Annotated in this window: 13 protein-coding genes; 3 read left to right on the top strand and 10 right to left on the bottom strand. The window is 34.1% G+C overall.

Features of this window, described 5'->3' with window-relative positions:
* Nucleotides 1–5 precede the first annotated feature (5 nt).
* Genes RTP99_RS02135 through RTP99_RS02120 form a run of 4 tightly spaced genes read right to left on the bottom strand, consistent with a single transcriptional unit; the run spans nt 6 to nt 4943 of the window.
* Entirely contained in the window at nt 6–1268 is a 1263-nt protein-coding gene (locus RTP99_RS02135; RefSeq protein WP_041184657.1) for an MBL fold metallo-hydrolase, read from the bottom strand.
* Nucleotides 1265–2935, bottom strand: coding sequence for an ABC transporter permease (locus RTP99_RS02130; protein ID WP_000248128.1), 1671 nt, complete (start codon nt 2933–2935; stop codon nt 1265–1267). The genes RTP99_RS02135 and RTP99_RS02130 overlap by 4 nt, the downstream gene beginning before the upstream one ends.
* A gap of 12 nt (nt 2936–2947) precedes the next feature.
* Nucleotides 2948–3973 carry an ABC transporter substrate-binding protein gene (locus RTP99_RS02125; RefSeq protein WP_000714693.1) on the bottom strand — a complete coding sequence of 342 codons (1026 nt, stop codon included), beginning with the start codon at nt 3971–3973 and terminating at the stop codon, nt 2948–2950.
* Nucleotides 3951–4943 (bottom strand): ABC transporter ATP-binding protein, encoded by a 993-nt coding sequence (locus tag RTP99_RS02120; RefSeq protein ID WP_000351826.1) that lies wholly within the window; start codon nt 4941–4943, stop codon nt 3951–3953. Before RTP99_RS02120 ends, RTP99_RS02125 begins: the two co-directional genes overlap by 23 nt.
* Before the next feature lie 160 nt (nt 4944–5103).
* Between RTP99_RS02120 and RTP99_RS02115 the strand changes: the two genes are divergently transcribed.
* Entirely contained in the window at nt 5104–5997 is an 894-nt protein-coding gene (locus tag RTP99_RS02115) for a LysR family transcriptional regulator (RefSeq protein ID WP_001050630.1), read from the top strand.
* 40 nt (nt 5998–6037) lie between these two features.
* Here RTP99_RS02115 and RTP99_RS02110 read toward each other — a convergent pair whose 3' ends face one another.
* Nucleotides 6038–6562, bottom strand: a complete 525-nt coding sequence (locus RTP99_RS02110) for a COG3014 family protein (RefSeq protein ID WP_000736432.1) — start codon at nt 6560–6562, stop codon at nt 6038–6040.
* A 126-nt stretch (nt 6563–6688) separates the two neighbouring features.
* On the bottom strand, nt 6689–7957 hold the full coding sequence (locus RTP99_RS02105; RefSeq protein ID WP_000390441.1) for an MFS transporter: 1269 nt from the start codon (nt 7955–7957) through the stop codon (nt 6689–6691).
* A gap of 118 nt (nt 7958–8075) precedes the next feature.
* Here RTP99_RS02105 and RTP99_RS02100 point away from each other — a divergent pair, with 118 nt between their 5' ends.
* Nucleotides 8076–9287, top strand: a complete 1212-nt coding sequence (locus RTP99_RS02100) for a helix-turn-helix domain-containing protein (RefSeq protein ID WP_000212355.1) — start codon at nt 8076–8078, stop codon at nt 9285–9287.
* Nucleotides 9288–9353: 66 nt separating this feature from the next.
* On the top strand, nt 9354–9533 hold the full coding sequence (locus tag RTP99_RS02095; protein ID WP_001025740.1) for an H-type small acid-soluble spore protein: 180 nt from the start codon (nt 9354–9356) through the stop codon (nt 9531–9533).
* A gap of 61 nt (nt 9534–9594) precedes the next feature.
* Here the strand turns inward: RTP99_RS02095 and RTP99_RS02090 are convergent, their stop codons facing one another.
* From RTP99_RS02090 to RTP99_RS02075, 4 genes are all read right to left on the bottom strand, one after another.
* On the bottom strand, nt 9595–10419 hold the full coding sequence (locus tag RTP99_RS02090) for a class C sortase (protein ID WP_041184656.1): 825 nt from the start codon (nt 10417–10419) through the stop codon (nt 9595–9597).
* A 21-nt stretch (nt 10420–10440) separates the two neighbouring features.
* Nucleotides 10441–11241, bottom strand: coding sequence for a class C sortase (locus RTP99_RS02085; protein ID WP_000827797.1), 801 nt, complete (start codon nt 11239–11241; stop codon nt 10441–10443).
* 90 nt (nt 11242–11331) lie between these two features.
* Entirely contained in the window at nt 11332–12993 is a 1662-nt protein-coding gene (locus RTP99_RS02080; protein ID WP_000821080.1) for a SpaH/EbpB family LPXTG-anchored major pilin, read from the bottom strand.
* Between the two features lie 40 nt (nt 12994–13033).
* Nucleotides 13034–16369 carry an isopeptide-forming domain-containing fimbrial protein gene (locus tag RTP99_RS02075; RefSeq protein ID WP_392387601.1) on the bottom strand — a complete coding sequence of 1112 codons (3336 nt, stop codon included), beginning with the start codon at nt 16367–16369 and terminating at the stop codon, nt 13034–13036.
* Nucleotides 16370–16540 lie beyond the last annotated feature (171 nt).

Below are 16540 nucleotides of genomic sequence, written 5' to 3'. Positions count from 1 at the left end.
ACATTTCAAATGACTTCTATACGTTCCATAGTAAGTGAATATACATTTTCATACCCTGCGGTGCTAAGCTTTTTCTGTAATCGATCCGTATCCTCTTTCAATGCGTGTACTAACACCGTATGTTCTGGTGATAATGTATTTAACATCTCTTTCACATCTCTTATACTTTGGTGAACTTTATATGGAACTCGCTTCACCCTACATTCTTTACCTACACGTTCCTTCAAAACTTTTTCTGCAAAACTCCCTTTCGCAATATGTCCAGTAAAGATAATAGAATTTCGTTCGTCATGCCGAAGTTGTTCATAATATAACTGCGCTCGCTTCGTTTGCATATTCGCATCACTCATTACAACTATTCCATAACTATGTTGCGTACCGCTATCATCATCCATAACTATTATGTTTCTTTTTAAACTCTCCATTAGCTCTTCAAGTTCTTCATTATTTTTGATCCAATCTTTATATGCGAACATCTGTTGAAATCCATCCAAAATTTCTTGATCTACTATAATAGGGAGTTCTTTATATTTTTTATATAAATACAATACGATATCTTGTGCCCTACCAAGGGGTGGCAATGGTAGTAATGTTATCCCTTTATTCCCGGCGGCGCGTTCAATTTCTGTACATAGTTCGTTTATTCGTTCATGTTGCGAAACATCATCAGTATGATAAGCGGCATCTACGATTGCGACTTTTATATCGCCGTGCAACTTCTCAGGTAAATTAGCTCGTAGTATGTTAGACTCTGCTGAGTAATCGCCAGAATAGAATACATATGTATGACTCATATCCAATAAAAACCAAACAGCTCCTAATACATGCCCACTATACCCCCATTGAAAACGCAATGTAGGGGTAATCTGTACCCATTCATTCGGATTGCTAATCTCATCAATATATACATAATTTAAATCTTTCACATGTTGATCGGTATAAGGTACATGCCATCCTTGCGCCAAATTGTAGTTTCTCCATTTTTCATAGTAAGCTGGGAGTTGCTCCTTCGTATAACGAGTTGTCCATATTTTTTTCTTATATCCATACTTCGCTAATAAAGGTAAGCCCATCGTATGATCTTCATGAATATGTGACAAAAATACTGCATCTAAAAACGGTACAACTTCCCGTTCTATTTTTGGATAACTGTCCTCATATGATCGATTAATACCACAATCAAATAATATTTTCGTCTCTTTATTTTTTACAAAGTAGCAGGAGCGACCGTATTCTCCCGCTCCTCCCCATACTTCTATCCTCATCATACTACCCCTTTTCGTTTTTGCTCCATATGTTGCAGAAGTAATAAACATAGTGTTGTAAGTCCAACTGAAACGACAGCCATCGCCATTCCAATAGATACTTCTCCTTGTTCAAATTGAGCAAAAATAAATGTTGCTGACGTTTCTACCGATGGGGGTAGTACGAGAAGCGATGCTACTAGCTCCCTTATTGAGATTGTAAATGTCATCGCCCATCCAGCAAGAATGTCCGGGATAATAAGAGGTAATATTATTTTTCTGAAAATATACATATAATTCCCAGAAAAAATACTTCCTGCCTGCACAAGAGAATCATCAATTTGCCCGAGCGATGCTTTTACATACTGCACGGTATAAGGTAAAAAAAGAACGACGTACGTTACGATTACCATGACTGGTGTATTGTAAATGGACAGAGGCATATAGGGTGAATTCCAAAATAAAATAAGCCCTACAACCATTACGATTCCTGGTACCATATTCGGTAACATACCGCACATATCCAGCCATTTTTCAGAGGACTTTTTCCCCTTTCGAATCATAAGTGCTAAAAAGACGCCAATCATAACAGCAATAATCGCTGTTATAAGTGAAAAAAGAAAACTGTTCCATAAGGCCTCTAATCCCGGAGATCCGATTGTAAATAATGCTTCATAATGGCTTGTTGTAAAGTTGTTTATATGTAAGCCGCCGCCCCTTAACTTTGATAATGAAGCAATCAGTATAGAAAAATACGGGATTCCAATTGACACGATTAATAAACCAATTACATAGAACCATGCTACAGCGCGCACAAATATAGACAAAGTGTACCTTTTAGATTTCACACCTTTTCCACTAACCATTGCATATGAATACTTTCGATTTAATACGTTTTGCATATACCAAATGAGCATACATGCACTAAGTAATAAAGAAGATAATGCTGTTGCACTACTAAAATCAATTGGCCAACTCGAAATGAATTTATGAATCTCTGATGTTAACACATGAAATCCGATTCTTCGTCCAAATGTAGCCGGTGTTCCAAATTCAGCAATCGTCTTTACGAAAATGAGTAAAGCACCCATTACATAACTTGATACTAATAACGGTAATATTATTTTTCTTAAACGATAGAAAAAGCTTCCACCATGAACTGCTGCCGCTTCTTCTTTACTACTCCCAATTTGAAGTAATGTATTCTTCAACATGAAGTAAAGAAATGGGAATAAATGCAGACTCATAATTAAAACCATACCTCCTAAGCTAAAGAACGAAGATGAAATCGTCTTTAGCATCGGAAAAAACTGTTCGAAATACCCGTTCGGTTGCATGAACAAAATCCAGCCCATCGATCCAATATACGGCGGTGTCATAAATGGAATCATAAAAACAATATCTAATTTGCTATGCTTTCCAACATCTGTTTTGCTCATAATGAAAGCCAATGGAAATGCAAAGATGGTTGCCCCTATTACTACGAGTACACCTAGAAGCATCGAATTTAGAAAAATTCCAGCTAATCCACCACTCTGCATCACTTCAAACGGCTTTAAAAAATTCCAACTACTATTTTCATATACACTAGAAAGTAAAATGAGAAAAAGCGGGATGACGATTAACATCGCCACAAGTAACAACGCTACCGTCATCCCAACTTGCCTTACTGATCCAAATCGATTTACCATGTAATCACCATCTTATTGAAATACTTTCTTAAATTGTTTTCCTATTTCATCTTGTTCTTTCTCAACTGTTTTCCAATCAATATGTAATACTGGAATCTCTTCCACATTTGGTCTATTTTCAGCTTTTATATCTGTTCTACCAGGTAATAAATATGCTTTAGAAATTTGTTTTTGTACATCATCTGATAATAAATAATCAATAAACTCTTTTGCACCTTCTATATTTTTACTATCCTTCATAATACCTGCTGCACGTGGGCTAATAACTGTTCCGCTTTTTGGATAAACAATATCAACTGGTTCACCCTTTGCTTTTGCACTGTACGTCATATAATCAACACCCGCAATGACCATATCTTTTGCTCCTGTTACAACTGGATCTAACGCTTCTTGATTTGCCCCTGCTACTGTAACTTCATTTTTCTTAAGCTGTTCAAATAAATTCCATCCATCTTTTCCATTCTTTTTCACATATCCTGTTACAAAGTCTAAAGCTGAACCTGAAAGTGCTGGATCTGGAAGATTCACTTTCCCTTTCCATTCTCCTTTTGTTATATCGTTCCAATCTTCAGGCGCTGTCTTCACATTTTTTGTGTTATACACAATTCCTAACGCTGAAGCACTATATCCAAAATAATGTCCTTTATCATCCGACCATTCAGAACGAAGCTTATCAGCTTGTTTCGCTTCTTTATACGCTAACGTTTGTCCATCCTTTTTTAATCCTTCCATCGCTGGTAAAGATGCAAGTACGACTACGTCAACGACTGGATTTTTCTTTTCGGCTTCCATTCGCGCTAAAATCTTACCTGTTGTTCCTTGAAACATTTCCACTTTTATACCCGTTTTCTTTTCAAAGTCCTTTTGAATTTTTTCTGCTAATCCTTTTGGTCCTGCACTATATACAACAATCTTCTTTTCATTCGTAGTTTTACTTTTTGCATCTGCATTACCTGTCTTTGAACTACACCCTGTTACTACGGCAGAAAATAATAAAGTACATACAAATAACGACTTAAGCGAACTGAATTTCTTCATACGATTCTCCCCCTATATGATGAATACATTTTTTCGGTACATATAACGATACTGGCTTTCCGATGCTTAACTTATTATTGTGATAAGCTGTCCATATTCCGATTGCCCCCATATTTACTTTCACTTCATAGCGTTCTCCTACATATGTAACGTGCTGAACTTCACCTGTATACATTTCGCACACTTCATTTTTTGTCCAACTTATATGCTCTGGGCGAACCATTTTCTCCCCCTCTACAAGCCAATTTGCCTTACCAACAAATTTTGCAACAAATTCATGAGATGGCTTCACATAAATGTCTTCTGGTGTTCCTTTTTGTAATACTTCTCCTTGTTTCATGACAATAATTTGGTCTGACATTGACATCGCTTCTGTTTGATCGTGAGTAACATACAATGCAGTTAAACCAATAGAATGAACGATATCCATAAGCTCTAATCTCATTTCTTCTCGCAAAATTGCATCGAGTGCACTGAGCGGTTCATCAAACAAAATGAAATGTGGTTTCGTTACAATTGCTCTCGCAAATGCGACACGTTGCTGCTGTCCGCCAGAGAGTTCATGCGGATATCTTTTCTCCATTCCTTGCAAGCGAACTCGCTTTATTGCCTCTTCTACTTTTTCCCGTAATTGATTCGTTTGCTTTGTAGCTCTTAAACCAAATGCAACATTTTCAAATACAGTCATGTGTGGCCATAAAGCAAAATCTTGAAATACCATACCAATATTACGTTCATGAGGAGCTGTTTTTATTTTTTTAGAAGAAGAATACATGCACGTATCTCCAAAATATATTTCACCTTTATCTGGCTCTTCCAGTCCTGCAATCATTCTGAGTAATGTCGTTTTCCCGCATCCCGAAGGTCCTAAAAGTGTAGTGAATTCACCTTGTTTCATCACAATTTGTAACGGCTTTAACGCTTGTACTTTTCCAAATGATTTTTCTAATCCACTAATTTTAATATCCATCGTTTCACCTCTCTCCCCTCACTCTTAACCTGCTTTCATTCTATATGGAAGATTTATACTGAATGTTAATGTACTGTAAAGATTAAATTAAAAAACTTCTAATAAACTATTTATTTCTATAGATTTTTTCTATAGTTAGAAGAAAAAGGGGCAACTTGCCATGAATCTCTTAAAATTAGAAATTGTAGTGCTTATTAAGAAATACAAAAAGCTCACGATTGTTGCAGAACAGCTTGGTGTTAAACAACCTACTATTACATTCCATATAAAAAGCTTAGAAGAGGAACTCGGTGTACCTTTATTTGAATTACGTTCTGGAAGATATTTCTTAACAGAGGCTGGCGAGGCATTGCATCATTATGCTTGTAAAATAGATGCGCTTATGAAAGAAGCTAGGCGAGTCACGCAAGAGTTTAAAGATTTTCATAAAGGAGCTATAACAATTGGCGCTAGTTATGTACCAGCGACATATCTTTTACCAGAAATTGTTCATCAATTTCAATGTGAATTTCCAAATATAAAAATAACACTCATGGTAAAAACAGCTCCTGAAATTCGAACGATGCTACAAAATCATGAAATTGATCTCGGTGTAATTTCAGCAGCACCGTTTGATGAATCATCTTTAAAACAGACGAATGTAATGCCTGATACACTTGTTCTTGCTTTCTCCAAAGAACATCATTTTTCAAAAAAAGAAAATGTATCACTACAAGATATTGAAAAAGAACGTATAATATTGCATCGTAATCCATCTACAACGAGAGATTTACTTACAAAATGGATGTTAGCTCATAACATTACATTCCAATCCGAAATTGAATTAGATTCATTAGAAACGATGAAACAAATTTTAAAATACGGTAATGGGGTTGCCTTTATTTCTAAACTTGCTATTGAACAAGAAGTACAACGAAATGAACTATGCTATATACCCATCCCTGAATTTGAATTTCAACGTAATATTTATACGATTCATCATGAGGACAGATGGAATTCTAAAATTATTTCTTTTTTACTACATAACATCACTTCTTATGCAACAAAAAATTAAAAGACTGTCGTTTTACACGACAGCCTTTTAAGCTATAACTCTATTTATTTTTCTTCGCTTCAATTTTTGCTTGCGCCTCTTCAGCCTTATCTAATGCTTCTGAAACTTTTTTCTCTTTTTCTTTCACATCATCTATACTATCTACAGCTTTAATGAGTTTATCAATTCCTTCTTCTTCTACTTTTCTCCGTTTTGCTACTCTTTCATTTACTTTCTTTTCTACATCTTTTGCTTTTTGAAGCATATTCTCCGCATTTGATGTTACAGCTGTTTCAAGTGCATCGTCTTTTTTCATTTGTAACACTTCATTTGCAATGTCTTTCGCTTCTAAATACTTACCGTCTTTTAATGCTGTCGCTCCGTGATCCATTTTCTCGGCCATTTCTTTATATGATTTCGCTTCATTTCCCGATTTCTCTTTTTCTGCTTTTTCAAACCACATTGTTGCATCACTATATTTTTCATCTTTCAATGATTGCATACCTGTTTCAATATATGTGTCATAATTACTACATCCAGCCATTACGACTAACAGAAAAAGCATAACAAAACTTAATTTTTTCATGCTGTTGTCTCCTTTTCTTTGCCTGCTCACTTTACTTTAACATACATGAAAAAGAGTTTCAAAAACTAAAATACTGATTTGGTCATTTTTATAATAATAAGTCAAATTTTTATTATTTTATTATTTTTAAGCCGACACATCCACTTGCTTTTTCGCCATATGTTGCCTTACTCCAACTAATACAACTAACAATAAACCTCCGCCTATTGTCATCATAACAATGCTAGTTGGTAACATATCTAATAATAATCCATATACAATCATACCGAGCGGTGCGATTGCAGTCGCAATTGTTTCAAGTAGGCCAAATACACGCCCTAAGTAGTTCGGATCTGTCGTTTTTTGCATATGTACTTGCATCGGAATATTGACAACCATAATTGCTATACCCGTTAACATCATAAAAGCGATATAGTAAATAAAACTCGCTACTTTTGGAATAATAACTAACAACGGAAAGACTGTACATAAACTTAAACCCGCAAATAAAAACAATCCAATATAAATAGAACGAAACGGATTATTTACTTCTTTACGCACAGATAAAGCAATCGCACCCATTAGCATCCCGACTGCTAACATTCCCTCTACAGTACCGAGTTGCTTTGAAGATAAATGCAATGTATGGACGATAATGTATGGCAGTGCAACGGTTAGCCCACACGCAAAAAAGTTTACCCACAGTGCAATTTTCATTAAACCATATATTTCATGTTGTCGTTTTACATATGAAAAACCTTCTTTTATACTCGTCAAGAAATGCTCTTTACTCTCAGCCACTTCTTTTTTATATAAATCAAATACGATAAATAATTGCAAAATAACTGCTAAAAAGAACGTAATACTATTTAACAAAAAGAACGACTGAATTGAAAAGAAACCAAATACGACTCCGCCGATAATCGGCCCTAAAATATTTGATAAAGAAGCCGCCGTTTGATTTAAAGCACTCGCTTTTTGAATACGTCCTTCGTCTACTAAACTCGGAATAGATGAAGTTAATGCTACAGAATAAAAACTTGCACAAATTGATAATAATGCTGCTGAAACATAAATAAAAAGTAGTGATGGTCCAAATATAGTAGCAAGAATAAACATAATAAGCATCGTTAAGCTACTCAATAAATCAGTACCAATGACAAGCCATCTTCGATTGATGCGGTCAGCTACAGCACCTGCAATTGGGCCACAGATCATCCTTGGAAGTGATCCGCAAACGAGCGTAGTTGCAAATCCCATCCCTGAACCAGTTGTCTTTAATACGTATAACCCCATTGCAAACGTATAAATGCCTGCTCCTAATAAAGACGTCATTTTTCCAATCATCATTAAAATAATATTTCTCGTTGCAATCTTCATTCTTGAATCATGTTGTCCTATACTTACATCTTCCATTATGACACTCTCCCTTTGAAAGTTAAATTGTGTTAAACTTATTATATAATCACCTTTCCCATTATTACAACAAAAAGTTTAATTGTATTTAACTTTTTGATTATAAAGGAGCTACACTATGGCAACTCTCGGCGAAAAAATTAAAGCATTACGTAAAGAAAAAAAACTTACACAAACTGAACTAGCAGGTTCAGAACTGACAAAAAGTATGCTTAGTCAAATTGAAAATGGAAAAGCTACACCTTCTATGAAAACATTACAATATATTGCAGAAAAACTTGAATGTGAACCGAGCTTTTTATTAGAAGAAGATGAAGGAGAAGTTGTAGAACTTATTCAAAAAATGGAGCCACTAATAAAGGCAAATGGCGATGAAGTATACAAAACTTTACTACCTATCGTTCAAACAGATTTACCTCCAACTTTAAATACAGCACGTTTATATAAACAGTTCATAACTGGAGCGGCTATTATGAACGATTATAATATTGAATATTACGTTGAAACAGCTGTGTCTATATTTGAAAAATATACTTTGTATCGCGAAAGTACTGAAACGAAACTACTGTTTTACTATATGCTCTTCAAACGTAAAAAATATAAAGAATGTTTACAATTAATCGCTAGAATTCGCGATGAATATAAAACGAAGAATTTAGAAATGGATCTTATTACACATATACAATTATATTTAAAAGAAGCAATTATTTTACTCGCATATGGCAATTATGAAAAATGTGAAAAAGTCATTTTAGATGCACTTGCATTTTCAAAAAAACATCAAGTGTATTATAAAACAGATGAATTTTACCGTATTTTATCTTATCAAAAAATCATTGTAGCTGATAAAGAACGATATTTATATTACATAAAAAAATCTGAGCAATTTGCCATTTTTACAGAAGATACTTTATCCGCTGCAAATATAGATATATTAAAAGCTTATTACTACAATACAATTACTAATGAATATACACTCGCATTAGAACATCTAGAACAATTTCGAGAAAAACTAAAAAATGATCCAATTTTCCAAGACGATGGACTGTATTATCTGGAAAAAGGAAAATCTTTGTATGGTTTAAAACGTTATAAGGAAGCTTTGGAAACATTAAAACACGCTACCATACCAGATTATATGAGTCATCCACTTGATCAATCGTGGTTATTAACAGCTGGATCTTATCGTGCCCTTTGCTATATAGAACTTCAAGATAAAAAATCTGCCTTAAAAGAGGCAAAAGAAGCCGTTCAAACAATAGATAGCTATCCTGATTCGATCTTCTCTTCATTTATTAAAGAAACATTACAAATAATACAAAAACTTTAAGAATGTCTCGAAATGGTATATTATTCCTCTTTTTTAGCAAAGATAATAATGATGGGAGGAATATAAATGAATATTCAACGTGCAAAAGAGCTTTCTGTGTCAGCAGAGCAAGCGAATGTTAGTTTTCAAGGCATGCCTGTTATGATTCAACACGTCGACGAGAGCAATGAAACCGCCCGCATATATGAAGTAAAAAACCCAGGACGCGAATTAACAGTTCCAGTTAATAGCTTAGAGGAAATATAAGAAATGCCACTTCATTTTTTGAAGTGGCATTTTTCTTTGTTCTATTTAAGTATCATCATTCTTATTTTTTCCTTAGTAATCCATACAAACCAATACAAATTACAATGAAACCTACTATTCCACAAGCTAGTTTTATAATTATGGCTCTTGTTTCATAACTTCTAACTTCGACTACACTCTTTTTCAGACGTTCCATTTCCTTTTGCTCACTTTCTACTCGCTCCCCATATACTAACAAACGATATTTACTTGATGTATATGGTTCACATGTAAGCAGTGTAACTTTGTCTTTTCCTTTTACTACATTTAATTTATCCACTTGATTTGGATTAATGATTTCACGTCCAATTATTTTATACACGTGCTGCTTTCCAAATACCTTTACATAGAATACATCTCCATCACTTAACTGATCAAGATGACGAAACATCGTTGCCCCGTGATATCCACGATGTCCTGCCAATACAGCATGTGTATCTTTCCCACCAATAGGTAAAGAAGTCCCTTCAATTTGCCCTACTCCTTTACTTAAGTTTTCTTGACTTGCTCCTAAGTAAATTGGCAACTCCTCATTTATTTTCGGAATAGAAATTGTGCCAAATATTTCATCTTTGTTTATAAAATGTAACAGGTCCGTACTTATTTCATCATCCTGTACAAATGGGTCACTCATTTTGAAAGTAGTTTTCCCTAACGATTTATTATATGTTTCCATCTTTCGAAACTTCTCATTTACATCTTCTATTTTTAAATCATCAACCATTTTTTCATAACGTATCACTTCTGTCTTATACACATAATTGTTTATATAATTAGCGATTATTGGATATATAAATAGTGATAATCCTGTAAGAAACAATGCTACGCTCATAACTCCCCTTCTCACACACTCACCACACAATACATACTATTTTCGTTTTTTTAAATAGATTATTAGAAGGACGATGCAAATAATACCAATAGGAAAAACGATCATCCAATCTTCTAAAATGAAAGATTTTGTAATCTTTTCTTTTTCACCAGCATCATATGGAACACGGTGTCCTCTCACTAGTAACCTGTGCGTGTTCACTCCATACGGGGTACACGTAATTAATGTTGCGTAATCTTGTCCTTGTACAACTAATAAGTCTTCCGTTTCATTTGGTAATACAACTTTTATTTGATCTACCTTATAAGCAAGTATTTTATCTAATGAATGTATATAAAATATATCATTCTGTTCGACTTTATCTAAATGAGTAAACATTAGTGCTGAAGGCAAACCGCGATGCCCAGTTAAAACTGTATGCGTATTTTCTCCCCCTACTGGTAGTGAAGATTCATTCAGTTGTCCAACTCCACGACTTAGCACTTCTTCCGTCGTCCCTTGATAAATTGGAAGATTCACATTAATTTTAGGGATTTCTACATACCCCATAACATCCCCTATATTTAACATATCTACATATGAACTTTTTTCCTCATCACTCTTTTCATGAAACGGGTCCGAAAATGTTTGCGTCGTATTTTGGACCTTCTTATTATACTCTCGTGCTTCCGTTTCTTTACGATCAATCTCTTCTTTCTCCAATTTCTTCACTGCTTCATCATAGGTACTTACTTCTGAATAATGTGTTCTTGTTGCAAACCAATTGCTCACAGTTGGATAGAGAAATATACTTAATCCTAGTAAAAAAATACTTCCAAAGATAATATTTCGTTTCATAACATCCTCTTTCACTTCGGATAAAATATGGAAAAGAGGAAAGCATTTTACCTTTCCTCTTTTCCAAACTCAATTATTATAAAATATGAATTAAGAATTCTTTACCGGTTTCTTTCTAAAGAAAATAAACGCTGCTGTCACCATTAATAACAGACCAACTACCGTAAAGAGAATTGTTCCCATACCACCTGTTGCTGGAATAATCCATCCACTCTTATTATTCTCAACTTGTAGCTCTATTTTTTGGTGTTTTTCATCAATTGTAATATCAATCGGATCTCTTAACTTTTGATAGTGTTCGACTGCACCGTCTTTATCTTTATACTTTGGTGCTTCCGTCTCAACAATTTGATATTCACCGTACGGGATTTCATTCCATGTAATAATACCATTTGCATCTGTTATATCATTCATTTCTTTCCCATTAACTTTTATAACATTACCTTTTTTATCTTGTAATTGGAACTTCGCACCTTCTAATTTAAGCGTCTTATCCTTACCATCAACTTTTTCAATTTTAATATTTCCAGCTGTCGGTGTGACCACCACTTCATTAGATGGCTTTCCATCTTTTTCTGATGAAACATCATCTTTATTTACAAAATCAAGTACTGCTTTGTTCGGAATTTTCACTCCAGATTCAACATCACTTTTAATTTTTGCAGTAATTTGTAAATGAAGCTCTTTTCCATTTATTTTTGAAAAATCTTCAATTGTAGCGGTTACTTTTTGACCTTCTACAACTACTTTTACACTACCATCTTCAACTTTCTTTCCATCAACCATAACAATTGGTTGGCCTTTTATTTCCAAACGATCATCTAAAATATCTGTTACGACATATTTTTTATATAATTTAATATCTTCTGGAAGTAATGTTTTGATATCATACGTATAATCTGTCTCTTTATTGATTCCAGCTACTTTTGAACCGTTATTTATACTTTTAGTAATCGTAGGTTCTTTATAGTTCTTTATATCTTCTAGCTTAACTACTTCACCAGATTCCTTAATAGAGAAAGGACGCTCTTCTTTACTAGTTATATAACCGTTTGGAGCCTTATGCTCAATAAAATAATAATAATCCCCATATTCTAGAGAATCTACACGAACTTTACCATCTTCCCCTGTTACTAATGAACTTGGTGTCTTCACTTGTGTGCTTGTTCCATCTTTATTCTTTTTAAACAAATGGAACTCTGCATCTTTTAACACTTGACCAGCTTCACCTATTTTTACGAATTCTACTGAACCTCTTTTTGTTTCATTTTTAGGGTAAATATGAACATCGTAATTTAAATCTTTACCGTCTGTACTTGTCATTGGAATATCGACAATAAAAGTAGTCGTATCCAAAGCAATATGTTCTGGACCTTTAATAGCTTTTACTTCATAACGTCCTAGTGGAAGATCTGTAAAAATAGCTTCCCCTTTTGCATTTGTTACCTTTGTAATTGTAGCATTTTTTACTGGCTTTGCTTCTTCTTTTATAACAGTTCCATCATTTGAAATTTTTTCAAATGACTCAATCCGTTTAATTTCAAAAGTTACACCTTCTAAAGGTTTTGCATCTTCTGGAACAGTTTGTCCTTCTTTTCCATTGCCTTCTGTAGTTGTTTTAGAACCTTTACTTTGCTCATACTTATGAATCGTTAACGTACCTGTACTTCTAGATTCCGCACTAACAGCCATGTTAGATAACGTTGAAAAAGCTAACATACAGATTAAAAATAAACTAAAAATCCTTTTCATTGTTGTCCACTCCCTATTGTTTGTATTACTTTTGTTTTTTCTATCTCTCATTATTTCTCTTTCTAACAAAGAGGAACAATGTAACAAACATCAATATTCCACCAATTACATAATAAATTATTGTCCCTATTCCACCAGTCTCTGGAATAACAAATTCACTCTTTTTATTTACTACTCTTATTCTTTGTGAATCCATTCCAGATTTCACTTCTATTTCTACTGGTTCTCTCATCAACATATATCCTTTTGGTGCTTGTACTTCTTTTAATGTATATTTGCCAACGATTAATGGAATAGAAGTTGCCAAACCATCTTTATCGGTTGTTAATTTACATACTATATTTCCATCTTTACTAATCACTTCAAATACTGCGCCTTCCAATTTGAGATTTTCATCATTCGCATCTACTTTTTCAATCTCAAATTTCCCTAATGCTGGCGGTACTACAAACACTTCATTTGATACGAATTTCTTCTGGTCAAACAGTAACTCTGCTTTATTTGGAATACCATCATTCGCATTGTATTTCGTTAGTATATCTGCATTTACATTCGCGCTTAATTTTGACTTAATATGCATTGTATACGATTGATTCGCAAGGTAAGCATAATTTCCGTCCTGCTTCGGTAACTCAATACTTACTTTCTTTGATTGTTCATCAATTTGCGGTTTAACTTCTATTTCTTCTCCATTACTGTTTACAAGTTTTACATGCAAGGTAGTTAAAATATCTTCTAAGTCATCCTGCAATACTATTTTTTCAAGGTTCATAACATCATTACCAAAATGATAGTTTACATGCCATGTAAACTCTTCATCTATACTTTGTAATGTCGCTTTTTCCACTTCTTTTTCATCTGCATCCGAAACCATCTTTCTTACTTGTGGTTCCTTTGCTTCTACATTTGTTTTTACATTCGGTTTTTGTGGTGGTAAATCTTCATTATCCGGTGTTTTCCCCTCAACAACCGCTATGTTCTCAATTTCTTTCGTTTTTAATGCGTCTTGCGTAACTTTCACTTTAAAAGTTACAATTCTTTCTTCTGTATCAAGCACGTCCCCAAAGTTTACTTTAATCGTATTATCCTCATACGATCCTTCATCTTCGTCAACTGCATCTGTCAATACATTCCCATTCAATTTCATACTACCAGCTATATACTCAATACCTTCAGGAAGTTTATCTATTAGACGCATATCTTTAATAAGCCCATTTTCCACTTTATTTCGGGCTTTAATTTGATACTCAAATTCATCATTAACATGAAATTTTTCTTGCTTTATACCAATAATCTCTTTTTTCGACTCTAGTTGTCCAGACAACGGGTCAACCGGTGTTTCAACTTCTGGTTTCTCCTTATCTTTCGAACTATCGGTCTCAACTATTGCTATGTTTTTTATTTTCTTATTTGCCAGCTCCGGTTTTACAACAACTTCAAACGTGATTGCTTTCTCTTCCTCACCTTTAAGATCGCCGAAATGAGCATAAATCGTTCCATCTTTTATATGTGCATAATCTTCATCTTCAACATCCGTTTGTTCCTTTCCGTTTATCTTTAACGTGTTCGGAACATACTCTACTCCTTCAGGAAGATTATCCGTAATTTTAACTGCCTTTAAGATAGAATCTGGCACACTATTTTTAGCATGAATTGTATATTCTAGTTTGTCGCCAACTTTCAGCGTACCACCGTTTATATCTTTAGCTAGTTTAGTAGCTACTAACTTCCCGGGTTTCTCTTCTCGTTCGGGTAATACTTTAACTACTACTTTATTAGAATCGTTAGCTTCAACCTGACTTCCTGTTAACTCATCAACCCCTTGAACAACAGCGATATTAGGGACTTCTGTTTCTACCTTTTCTCCCCCTAATTTTGCTTTAAATTCAATTGTTGTCTCAGGTGTTTTATCCGTATAGATTCCACCTTTTGTAGCATTTGCTCCTTCACCAATTCTTATTGTTAACTTTCTTGTCTTTGCATCATAGTCAACTTGTTCTGTTTCATTTCCAGCATTCGGACCAGAAATGATTTTCGCCGAATTTGGTACAAATTCTAGACGCGAATCTAAAACATCTTCAATTTTTGTATCAACAGAACTCGAATTCGGTTCAATGTTTTTCACCCTTAAACGATATGTAACTTCATCACCTGGCTCATACTTTTCTTTTGCATCTACTACTTCCTTATCTATGACAAGCTCTGGCGCTGTTGCATTTACTGCAAAAGCTAATGTGTTTAATACGTAGTCATCACCAGCTGTCGCAGCTTTTAAGCGTATTTCCTTTTGCTCTGGTTTAATATATCCTGCTGGTAACTTGATTAAATCTGCATCAACACCCAAATTATTTTTATAATCTGGGTTAAATGTACCCGGATACTTATCTCGCATATGTTCCTCATATTCAGAAATAGTGGAATTAAATATATTACCAGTTGGATTGAGCTTATCATTAATTTCTTTCCAAGTGTTATCTGTGTGAACAAACAGTCTATCACCTGTCCAATATCTATCACCTTGGACAGCGAAAACAGAAACTTTCGGATCTAAATCTCCAGTTTTTGAAGCAATAAAGTTTTTCACTGTGAATTCTTTTTCACCTGATCCAGTAGCTCTTTTCAATCCACCATCATAAACAGTAAATGCTTTTCTTGTTTTAGACTTATCTTTTGTAATAACTAACATGTACCAACCAGCAAAAGAATAATATCCAGAATTATATGCAAGTTTTGTATTTGGATAAGGAATATTTGCTAAAGTATAGCTTCCTCCTTTTGAATTAGAGGACTGTAAAAGCTTTGTAACATCTGCATAGTTAGAATAATAAGTACCATCAATACCGAAACCATAAAGCAAGCCACTTCCGTAATACGTATTACTTGGTTTTACTTGAAAGCTCTTCCCCGCCGGAGTCGTGAACTTAACTGGTGCTACATACTGTTGCTGCGTTAATTCATAACGTGTGGAACTCCAATATAATCCAGCCCATTCAATTTCAGCATCTTCTGGAACAGGAATATATGCCTTAGATGAATTTGTAGTTGTTGGGTCATCATCTACATCAATGAGTTCACGGGTATAGCCATTCGGTGCTGTATACGCAGTATTCGTTATCTCCGAATACAATGCCGTTTTCTTCTGAGCTTCAGTAGCTTTAATACCTAAATTCACATTACCGGTCGAATACATCTCACCTTTATGAATAGATTGATAGGTTGGTTTATCAAAACCTTCTTCATCTGTAACTGCTGCCGTTGCCGTATCAATTGGACTTAAAAATTGTAATTGAGATAATAGCAAGAATAGACTCATAACAACTACAAATACATTTAATATTTTTTTATTTTCTTTCCTCCTACTGTGCAAAGAGGTCACCTCCTTCAATAAAATTTATTAATATATTATATAAATATATATTACACGTATTATTCTAATATAAATCACATATTTTGTTAACAAAATATGTGATTTTTTCCTATTTTAAACATTCATATATAAAGATTTTCATATCTAGTGATAATAAAATTTCGAACATCAATATAGAAA

Source organism: Bacillus sp. (in: firmicutes), assembly GCF_031983925.1.
Taxonomy (GTDB): Bacteria; Bacillota; Bacilli; order Bacillales; family Bacillaceae_G; genus Bacillus_A; species Bacillus_A pacificus.
This window is presented reverse-complemented; position numbering and strand designations above follow the sequence as displayed.

Excerpts from the sequence above, each read along its gene's own strand:
- RTP99_RS02085 (WP_000827797.1), bottom strand. The coding sequence starts at position 11,241 with ATGAAACGAAATATTATCTTTGGAAGTATTTTTTTACTAGGATTAAGT.
- RTP99_RS02115 (WP_001050630.1), top strand. The coding sequence starts at position 5,104 with ATGAATCTCTTAAAATTAGAAATTGTAGTGCTTATTAAGAAATACAAA.
- RTP99_RS02110 (WP_000736432.1), bottom strand. The coding sequence starts at position 6,562 with ATGAAAAAATTAAGTTTTGTTATGCTTTTTCTGTTAGTCGTAATGGCT.
- RTP99_RS02125 (WP_000714693.1), bottom strand. The coding sequence starts at position 3,973 with ATGAAGAAATTCAGTTCGCTTAAGTCGTTATTTGTATGTACTTTATTA.
- RTP99_RS02120 (WP_000351826.1), bottom strand. The coding sequence starts at position 4,943 with ATGGATATTAAAATTAGTGGATTAGAAAAATCATTTGGAAAAGTACAA.
- RTP99_RS02135 (WP_041184657.1), bottom strand. The coding sequence starts at position 1,268 with ATGATGAGGATAGAAGTATGGGGAGGAGCGGGAGAATACGGTCGCTCC.
- RTP99_RS02095 (WP_001025740.1), top strand. The coding sequence starts at position 9,354 with ATGAATATTCAACGTGCAAAAGAGCTTTCTGTGTCAGCAGAGCAAGCG.
- RTP99_RS02105 (WP_000390441.1), bottom strand. The coding sequence starts at position 7,957 with ATGGAAGATGTAAGTATAGGACAACATGATTCAAGAATGAAGATTGCA.
- RTP99_RS02080 (WP_000821080.1), bottom strand. The coding sequence starts at position 12,993 with ATGAAAAGGATTTTTAGTTTATTTTTAATCTGTATGTTAGCTTTTTCA.
- RTP99_RS02100 (WP_000212355.1), top strand. The coding sequence starts at position 8,076 with ATGGCAACTCTCGGCGAAAAAATTAAAGCATTACGTAAAGAAAAAAAA.
- RTP99_RS02130 (WP_000248128.1), bottom strand. The coding sequence starts at position 2,935 with ATGGTAAATCGATTTGGATCAGTAAGGCAAGTTGGGATGACGGTAGCG.